This window comes from Pyrobaculum sp. (assembly GCF_049971835.1).
In the GTDB taxonomy this organism is placed as follows: Archaea; Thermoproteota; Thermoprotei; order Thermoproteales; family Thermoproteaceae; genus Pyrobaculum.
Map to the genome: position 1 here is coordinate 1 of NZ_JBMFKV010000092.1, position 8,288 is coordinate 8,288.

Genomic DNA, 8,288 nt, shown 5'->3' on the forward strand with positions numbered 1-8,288 from the left:
GTCGACGACCCCCGCCCTCCACAAGCTCAGCAACAGGCTGAGAGCCACGTCTAGGCTACATATTCCAGGCGGGGGATTGTCGGAGTTCTTCTCCTCCAGTGTATGGGGAGCGTGGTCCGTGGCGTATATGTCGATCATCCCAGCGGCTAGGGCGGCCAAAAGGCCTCTGCGGAGCTCTGGTGTCCTCAGCCGGGGGTTTACGTGGCAGAGGCCACGGTGTCTGCAGTTTTCCCTGTCGAGCAACAGGTGGTGGGGTGTGGCGTCTACTGTGGCCCACCCCCGCGAGAGCTCGGCCGTCTGGGGGAGGGTGACGTGGGTGAGGTGCATCCTCGCCCCACTCCTCCGCGCGACGGCCCAAGCCCTCTCCACACACGCCAGCTCCGCCTCCGGCGGCCTCTCGCCGTCTCTAAAATATGCCGGGTCTTCGCAGTGGAAGAAGAGGAGGCAACCCAGCTCCGCGCATGCCCTGCCCACTGCCTCTACGTGGCTCCATCCATACCTCTCGATATCCTCCGGGTAGATCTTGACGGAGCGCGGCTTCGCGGCGTGGAGCTCCCCCACGTCCTCGGGGACGCCCATGTGTAGCCGGTAGATGATGGGTAGCCTCGACCCCTCCTCCATTCGCCTTCTGTACAGCTCAGCTGTTCTAATGTGGGGCTTGGTGTTGGGCATGTCACCCACCGCCACTACGCCGCCCGCCAGCGCCGACCTGGCGCCGCCCATTAGCGTTTCCTTGTACGCAAGCCCCCAGTCTCTGAAGTGCACATGGATGTCGACGAAGCCTGGCAGGATTAGGTAGCTGTTTGAGAGCTGGAGAGGTCTGCATCCCCGCCTTCCGAGTCTCACCCGGCGGAAGCCCCCGGCGATGTATGCCCGACCCTCAATCCATATGCATTCAGACATTACAAGCCAGCCTTGGGAGCGGCTGGACCTCGTAGCGGCACCTAGTGCCACCCTCCGGCGATGTGAGGAGAACCTCTCCGTCGTGAAGTTGCGCAGTGACGTCGGCCATTACTCTAAGGCCCCTGTCTCTACAAGCATTTACCAATGTCGCTATCCCAAGCCGCCTCAGCTCGTCGAACTCGGTCTTGTTTAGCTCGAAGGCCTTTCGGCCGTAGATAAAGAACTCCATATCTACGCCGTCGGACACTACAACATCGGCGTCTGTCTCGGTAAGAGAGTCGTATAGGTTTTTCATGTGGGTGAAGTGGCTCTGGGGCCTCGGTTCCACCCTCTGCACCACCGCCTTCCCGCCGTACTTCTCGATCAGCCTCTCCACCGAAAAGGCGCCTCGGCCAAAGACGCGGTACAATACCTTGCGCCCCTCGCGGGATAGGTCGGCCGCAACCCTGGCCAGAAGTGGGGTGAAGTCACATCCCACGAATAGGTATATGCGGCCCCCCCTCACAGGCCCCATGGGCTGTGGCAGCGCCTCGGTTGCCGCCTCCCACGCGGCCCGGGGGGCGGGGCGGGGGAGATCGTCGAGGAATACAACGCCCTGACCTTCCAAGATGTCGAACTCCACTGTGTAGCCCGCCCTCCTCCCCCTGGACTTGACAACGTACATAAGTCTTTCCGTGACGTTTCTGCCAATCCGTAGCTCGAGCCTCAGCAGGTTGTCGGCGATGTAGTCCAGAGGCGTTACGGACTCCTCCTCGGCGATTCCCACGAAGTCGACGTTGGCGGGTCTAAAGACTCTGTACACCGCGTTTATTAAGTACTCCCGGGACTGGGGCCCCTCCACGAGAGACGAGATGGAGTCCACCACCACGAGGCTGTAGTCGCTCTGCGAGACGGTGGAGACTATCTGGTTGAGTATGACGTCGGTCTTCACGAAAATCATATCCCAGAAATCAACTCTTGACAGGTTGTAGCCGAGAGAGGCGGCGTTTTTCATAAAGACGTCCCTATCCTCGTATAGCGAGACCCAGAGCACCTTTTCGCCTCTTGCCACCCTCTCGTGGGCCATCCTCATGGCGAGGCTTGTCTTCCCCACGCCCGGCCTTCCATATATGGCGGTGACCCCCCTAAAATCTAGCAACATTGTAAGATAAACGCCACCTTTTTAAAACCTAACCTCCCGCACCCCCCAGGTATCACCAAACACAAGCCCGCCACTCCCAACCTCTACGCGTGTCTGGAGGCTCCTAAGCTCTATCCTCCCCCTCTTCGCCGAGGCCCAGAGGGGCCCCCTCCCCAGCCCCCGGGATCTTAATCTGTACAGCGTCTCCAACAGCTTCGCCAGTTGCGAGTCTGGACATGGCGTGTGAGGCCGCCTATTGGTGTGGTCAGCCGCTAGGCCGCCTTCGCCGCATTCGCCGCCGGAGTAGATCGAAGGCACCCCCGGGAGGGAGAAGAGCAGGGCGTACCCCATGGAGAGCTGTGCATGACCGCCGAGGCGCGTGGCCGCCCTATCCACGTCGTGGTTTTCAAGAAACGTATTCATGTAGGGCAGGGCTGAGGGCGGCGTCAAGGCCAAGTATCTATTCACCGCGTCGGCCACCTCCTCGGCGCCTTTTGTAAGGCTGTTGATAAGCCCGTTGTAGAGGACGTACGCCGTGAAGCCCCTAACCGCCTTGTAGAAAGGGGCGGGGTTGCCCACGTGCTCCCCCAGCACGTAGCGGCCCTCCGCGGGGGACAGCACCTCCTCCCAGACGCCAGGAGGCACTCCGTGTGCCACGTCAAGCCTAAAACCGTCGACATGGGGAGCCCAGAACTCCACTACCCTACGCGCATACTCCACAGCCTCCGGCCTGGAGTAGTCCAGCCTAGGCATAAACCACACTTTTAGAAAGGTCTCGTAGGGAGGGTCGCCCTCCAGCAGTTCGGCCAGGGCGCTTCTGGGCAACCTCGCCGCGAGCTCCTTCACAAGCCGCGTGTAGGAGCCGTCGCGTATTATAAACGGCCCGCCGGGGAAGAGGGGGTTGCGGAGGCCTACGTGGTAGAGCACTATGTCCAGCACCAGCTTCAGCCCGGCGCGGCTCAGCTCCCCCCGCATGGCCTCGAAGGCGGCCCAGCCCCCCAGCCTCTCGTCCACCTGGAAGTGGTCGACCACGTCGTATCTATGGTAGCTCATAGCTGGGTATATTGGGTGGAGATACAGCGCGTCGGCGAAGCGGGAGGCGTCTACCGCTACGCGCGCCACGTCTTTTAAAGTGCCGCCGCAGAACTCCCGCCTAAGATCCCTACAGCCGAGCCTATTAGCCGATCTGTCAGGCAGGACCTCGTACATGGCCCGGATCCCCGGATCGCCCACGTACGGAGGCGATCTAAACCCCGCCTTCTTGCCGCAGCACCTCACCTCGTACCGCCGACGCCTCACCACAGCCATATATATGGAGAACTGCTCCCCCCGCATCAGCTCCACCACCTCGCCGCCGGGCACCTCGGGCGGCTCCGGGGCGTAGATCCTAAGCTCCACGGCGCCTCCCCAATCCCCCGACATATAGGGAACGGCGAAGTGCCACGGGTAGCTAGGCGGCTCCACCACGCACTCGACCTCGCCTCCCCCGGACAGTATACGGTAGACTCCTGGGGGCAACTCCACGCGGTCTCTAAACGCGCCGTGGATCCACCCAGTGAAGTCCCCCACCACGTAGCCCGGGCCGGCTTGGACAACCGCCACCTTCCCGTAGTAGGGGTCAGACCTCCACTTCTCAACGCGGCAGGCCACGGCCATCTCAACAATTTAATAAATGTAGAAACCAGACGCCGTGATTAAGCTCTCCAAAAACCCCCACCTCGTTAGGCTAAAGACAAGGGGGGAGTCTATATGCCCCATTAGCAAAACCATCGACTCTTTTGAAATCACCGTGGAGTACATCCCCCGCGGAGCCGCCCTTGCCATTGAGGAGTTTAAGAAAATTGTCGACAGCTACCGGGGCCGCGAAATACTTCACGAAGAGCTCGCCGTAGACATCCTCGAAAAGATCAAGGCGGCTGTCAACCCGCCTTACGTCAAGGTGATTTTGAAGTCGTACTACTCCGGCGTGGAGATCGAGGTGGTGGCCGAGTCGGGCGGGGCCCAGACTATGTATATCTAGGGCTGTGTCCAGCGGGCTAGCTTCACCAACGAGTAGAGCCCGGCTACGCTCTGAGCCGCCAGAGCCACAGCGGCCGCCGCCAGCAAGTCGCCGCCGTACTCAACGAGGCCCAGGGCGTGTTGTATAATTATGCCTGCCGCGCCGGTCGGGAGAACCACGCCCAGGTAGGGACTCGGCAGGAGAGTCGCCGGGTAGTAGACTGGGGAGCCCACCGTAAACACCGCGGTGAGTATCTGCGGCAGAGACCAGGCGTATCTCATATGCCGTATAAAGCTGGCTAGTGTAAACCCCACGCCAGCCGAAGCCAGCCAGAGAGCCGCCAAGGCGTACACGGCGGTGGGCGTCAGAATCCACAAACCCAGCCACAGCATCACGGCTAGGTACACGGCTAAGGTGGGGAGGGCGAAGATAAAAGAGCTTAGGGCCAGCCCCAAGGCGTAGCCCACGGGCGATACAGGCGCCGCGGTCAACATGCTCTGGTACTTAACACCGAGGCGGTAGTAGGTGGCGTCGCCTATGAGAGAGATGCCGTTGGAGGCCAAGGTCCAGATAAAGCCCCCCACGAGGCCCCACTTAAGCCCCTCCACTCCTCCGTATATGGAGAGTATGACGAGGAAGGAGACGGGGCTTACAGAGCTGGCCACTACCCATATCCACCCCCTCACCGCCGCTATCCAGCCGTTCACCCAGGCGATCACCAAGGCGTCTCTAACTATCTTCATGGCCCAGCTCCCCCACGGTCAGCAATACGTAGTCCTCCAGCGACTTCTGCCTAACCACCACCCTCGTCCCCAGCCTTGTTAGCTCGGCGGTGGCCGGCGCGGAGTCGACGTAGTACAGCCTCCTGCCCCCGATTTCCACAACAGATTTAGCCTCAGCAACCCCGCCGTCTGCGCCGTAGATCTCCACCACGTACCTCCCAGGAACCTTCTCCACCAGCCTCTCCGGAGGGGCCATATCCACGACGCGCCCCCCGCTCAGGACGAGGACAACGTCGCTCAGCGCGGCGGCCTCCTCCACGTAGTGCGTGGTGAGCACAACCGTGGAGCCCCTCTTCTTCATCTCCGCCACGGAGTTCCACACAAGCCTCCGGGAGTAGACGTCAAGCCCCGTGGTGGGCTCGTCGAGAAACACCACGTCGGCGTCCGCCGCGAAGACCGCAGCTATCAGGACACGCCTCTTCATACCCCCCGACAGGGTATCCACCTCCCGATCCCTCACCTCCCAGAGGCCGAACTCCTCCAGCGCCTCCCGGGCCCTCCGCCTAGCCTCCCTAAGGGGGAGCCCCCTAAGCAAGAGGTAGCTAAGCACAAACTCGTACGGCGTCAAGAAGTCGATTGGCCTGCTCTCCTGAGGCACGGCGGCCACCACCCGCCTGACCTTCTCCGCCTCCCTCACCACGTCGAAGCCCGCCACGGAGGCACGGCCCTCGGAGGGCATGAGCTCCGTAGTTAGGATGCGCACCAACGTCGTCTTGCCAGCCCCGTTTGGCCCCAGCACCCCAAGCACCACCCCCCTCCCAACCTCGAAGGTGACCCCCCTCAGAGCCCAGAACTCGCCGTACCGCCTCCCGAGGTTTTCACACGCAATCACGCTTATACAAAACACGACTGGGGGTAATAAGCTTTGAGGTAAAGGATAAATACCACCACCCCAGGTTCAACGTGCTACCCGGCGTAGAGTGGCTGGTCGTCGCCGGCGTCATTGCGATAATTCTCATCGCCATCCTCACAAGGGCGGTGCGTAAGCCGGTGAAGTGCCCCCGAGAAGTCGGCGACGTCGAGAGGGCCCTCTCTGCCATGTTCGACGACGTGAGGACGGTTAAATTCGGAGACTACGTGGCGTTTCGCGCCAGAAGCGGGTACATACCGCTGGCGGTGGTGGTGAACTGCAAGAAAGGAGAAGTCAGCACGGAGTGGCCCTGGCCGCTTGCCCTTGTGCTCTTCCTGGTGCCAAATCTCCAAATCCCAGCAGTAGTCTTGTTCATATGGTTCTGGGACGCCGCGAAGAGGTTTAGAAACACGGTGCTCCACCTCCTAAGCGAAGCCGCGGCGGCTGAGTAGATGCAGTTGGCGGGAAGATATATGCGTGCCGTATGGCGCATCACTGCACTACTGTGAGATAACCCCCTACAGACGCAACTTTATAAAGTTTAGACTGAGTTCACAAGTGGAGTATGGAGAGGTAATCAACGCCTTTGAGTTGATGCAGAAGGCGGTGGGGGCTGGCATCGTAATACTGATCTTTGGCGTTTTGTTCGGCATTGCGTCGATATTCTCCGTGTACACTTTTGCAGTGTGGCTAGCTCTAATGTTCATAGCTTCGGCATACCCAGTCTACTTAATGTGGAAGGCTTTTTCCCTTCTGCATAGAAATTTCGACAGTGTGTTGTATAGATACGCGGCCTACGTGCTCCTAATTGTCATCGTCGCAATGCCGGTGATCGGCGTCGTGTTGGCGGCTTATCTGATCTCCGTTGCGTGGGGTTTGCAGAGGCCGCCTGTGCCCGGGTCTGATCTTGGCGTCAGGTTGGTTTTATGGCTAGTTGGCGTTTTATTTGGCGCGTTTTGGTATAGGGTGTGGAAGCAGGTGGAGACCGACACCAACGTCGATACCTTTGGCATTGTGGCGTTGTTAACAATACTATCGGCGGTGTTATCCCCCGTAAGTCTTATCTCTGACCTACTAGACTTGGCCTTCCTCATCGTGCTGTACTTCGCCGCGGGTAAAGCCAAGGACGTCTTTGAAGATGCGCTACTCTCGCAATATAGGAAGGAAGGTAATCAGCATGATCTACATAAATAGGCGCCGCCGTTTGCGAGATCCAAGTGCCCTCCGGCGGCTTCTGGTCTCTAGACGGCTTGGTGCTGTCTATACGGCGTGTAACAAATAAATAGGGGTGGGGAGGCGCTGACATGAGTAGGGGTGTTTTGATCTACGTCTTAAGCGCCGTGGCTCTGGGGCTGGGCGCGCTTTCGTTGATAAGCGCCGTGTCTGCCCCCTCCACGGATCCCCTGATATTCGCCCGGGATGTCTCCATCTCTTTGGTGGCGTTGGCGGTGGGGGCCGCCGCGCCGCTTCTGCTTAGAAAATTCAACAGAGGGGAGTAGACCTGTTTATTCTTAAAGCGCCTCGACTCTATCCCCCATTATCACCGCGATGAGGTCGCGGTGGGATACCCTCTTCACGAGGTATTTGTAGATCTTGTCTCCGGCGTATGGGGCGGCCACGGCGAGGGCCCTCAGGGGCTGTCCAGTCTCTATCGGGGGGTTGCATCTCAGCTTTTCCCACGGCCACAGCGCCGCCATCGCCAGTATGTCGCGTTCCGCGAGTTGCCAGCCGGCCGCCGCGGCGTAGGCGTGGAGAAACTTCATCTCGGCCCAGGGGTCGGGCTCGTTCATAAAGACGTTGTCGGTTCCCAAAAGCGGCTTTAGGTGGAGGAGGTGGGGCACGGGCGCGACGCGGCCTACGAAGTAGGCGTTGGCCCTTGGATTGACCACGACGGTTTTGCCGGGCGGGATCTGGGCGGCCTCCTCCGGCGTTAGGTGGACGAGGTGGATCAGCACGTCGGCGTCCATGACCCTCAGCGCGAGGTCGAGGTCGCCGCCTTCGTGGCAGTCGGCGGTTTCCGAGACGTGGGTCGACAGAAGCCTGTACCTCCGCCTCAGCTCTCTGAGGTACTCCGGCGGGTGGTCCAGGGGGGACGCCACCTGTACGTTGGGGTAGTTGGGGAAGTCTCCGTGCGCCTCTTGGAAAACCACAGCCTCTATCCCGTACTGCCTAAACACCTCCTCCACGTCGCGGGCGGCGTACTCCGCGTACACGACGGCGCAGCCGACGCCGTACATCCTCATCCTCTCTGCAACCCGCTTCAGCACGGAGATGTGCCGCCCCCGCCTAACTAACTGCCTCACCACGTGGTACTTCACGCCGTGGGGCCACCCCACGAGGTCGTCTATGTAGAGGTCGTCGCGGTCCATCAAAACCACGTCGAGGACGTGGACGTGTGCGTTGGTAAGCATCGGCATCAAGACGACGGCGCCAAGATCGGCGGCGACTCCCCCGGTGTAGCGCCCCACCCCCACTACCCTCCCCGCGTCGTCCACCTCGACCACCCCGTCCTCTACGACCTCCAGCCCGCCCGCCAAGACGTACCTAGCCCTGTACCTCACACCACAGCGAAAAAACCACCATATAAAGAAGTGTAAATTCCAACTTACACAGACCCCGCCGCGCCGCGCCGCC

Annotated in this window: 10 protein-coding genes; 4 read left to right on the top strand and 6 right to left on the bottom strand. The window is 60.6% G+C overall.

From position 1 onward, the window contains the following. The 3 genes from ACP5J3_RS08665 to ACP5J3_RS08675 form a co-directional block, all read right to left on the bottom strand. The coding region (locus ACP5J3_RS08665; RefSeq protein ID WP_428495325.1) for an amidohydrolase family protein at positions 1 to 903 on the bottom strand (903 nt) is incomplete at its 3' end. Further along, the gene (locus tag ACP5J3_RS08670; protein WP_428495326.1) at positions 896 to 2,044 is read right to left on the bottom strand and encodes an RAD55 family ATPase; all 1,149 of its coding nucleotides are present in this window, start codon (positions 2,042 to 2,044) and stop codon (positions 896 to 898) included. The genes ACP5J3_RS08665 and ACP5J3_RS08670, both read right to left, overlap by 8 nt. A gap of 21 nt (positions 2,045 to 2,065) precedes the next feature. Beyond that, positions 2,066 to 3,679 (bottom strand): alpha-amylase family glycosyl hydrolase, encoded by a 1,614-nt coding sequence (locus ACP5J3_RS08675; protein ID WP_428495327.1) that lies wholly within the window; start codon positions 3,677 to 3,679, stop codon positions 2,066 to 2,068. Positions 3,680 to 3,713: 34 nt separating this feature from the next. Between ACP5J3_RS08675 and ACP5J3_RS08680 the strand changes: the two genes are divergently transcribed. Next, a complete protein-coding gene (locus ACP5J3_RS08680) occupies positions 3,714 to 4,043 on the top strand; it encodes a GTP cyclohydrolase I (protein WP_428495328.1) in 330 nt (109 codons plus the stop codon). Here the strand turns inward: ACP5J3_RS08680 and ACP5J3_RS08685 are convergent. Both ACP5J3_RS08685 and ACP5J3_RS08690 read right to left on the bottom strand, forming a co-directional pair. Further along, on the bottom strand, positions 4,040 to 4,765 hold the full coding sequence (locus tag ACP5J3_RS08685) for an ABC transporter permease (RefSeq protein WP_428495329.1): 726 nt from the start codon (positions 4,763 to 4,765) through the stop codon (positions 4,040 to 4,042). The two genes, ACP5J3_RS08680 and ACP5J3_RS08685, sit on opposite strands and share 4 nt — an antisense overlap. Beyond that, positions 4,752 to 5,636 (bottom strand): ABC transporter ATP-binding protein, encoded by an 885-nt coding sequence (locus ACP5J3_RS08690; protein WP_428495330.1) that lies wholly within the window; start codon positions 5,634 to 5,636, stop codon positions 4,752 to 4,754. The genes ACP5J3_RS08685 and ACP5J3_RS08690 overlap by 14 nt, the downstream gene beginning before the upstream one ends. Before the next feature lie 71 nt (positions 5,637 to 5,707). Here ACP5J3_RS08690 and ACP5J3_RS08695 point away from each other — a divergent pair, with 71 nt between their 5' ends. From ACP5J3_RS08695 to ACP5J3_RS08705, 3 genes are all read left to right on the top strand, one after another. Beyond that, the gene (locus tag ACP5J3_RS08695; protein ID WP_428495331.1) at positions 5,708 to 6,106 is read left to right on the top strand and encodes a hypothetical protein; all 399 of its coding nucleotides are present in this window, start codon (positions 5,708 to 5,710) and stop codon (positions 6,104 to 6,106) included. Between the two features lie 106 nt (positions 6,107 to 6,212). Further along, positions 6,213 to 6,848 carry a hypothetical protein gene (locus ACP5J3_RS08700; RefSeq protein WP_428495332.1) on the top strand — a complete coding sequence of 212 codons (636 nt, stop codon included), beginning with the start codon at positions 6,213 to 6,215 and terminating at the stop codon, positions 6,846 to 6,848. A 110-nt stretch (positions 6,849 to 6,958) separates the two neighbouring features. Then, on the top strand, positions 6,959 to 7,153 hold the full coding sequence (locus ACP5J3_RS08705) for a hypothetical protein (protein WP_428495333.1): 195 nt from the start codon (positions 6,959 to 6,961) through the stop codon (positions 7,151 to 7,153). Between the two features lie 12 nt (positions 7,154 to 7,165). Here ACP5J3_RS08705 and ACP5J3_RS08710 read toward each other — a convergent pair whose 3' ends face one another. Further along, positions 7,166 to 8,215: a chlorohydrolase gene (locus tag ACP5J3_RS08710; RefSeq protein WP_428495334.1), complete on the bottom strand. Its 1,050-nt coding sequence runs from the start codon at positions 8,213 to 8,215 to the stop codon at positions 7,166 to 7,168. Positions 8,216 to 8,288 lie beyond the last annotated feature (73 nt).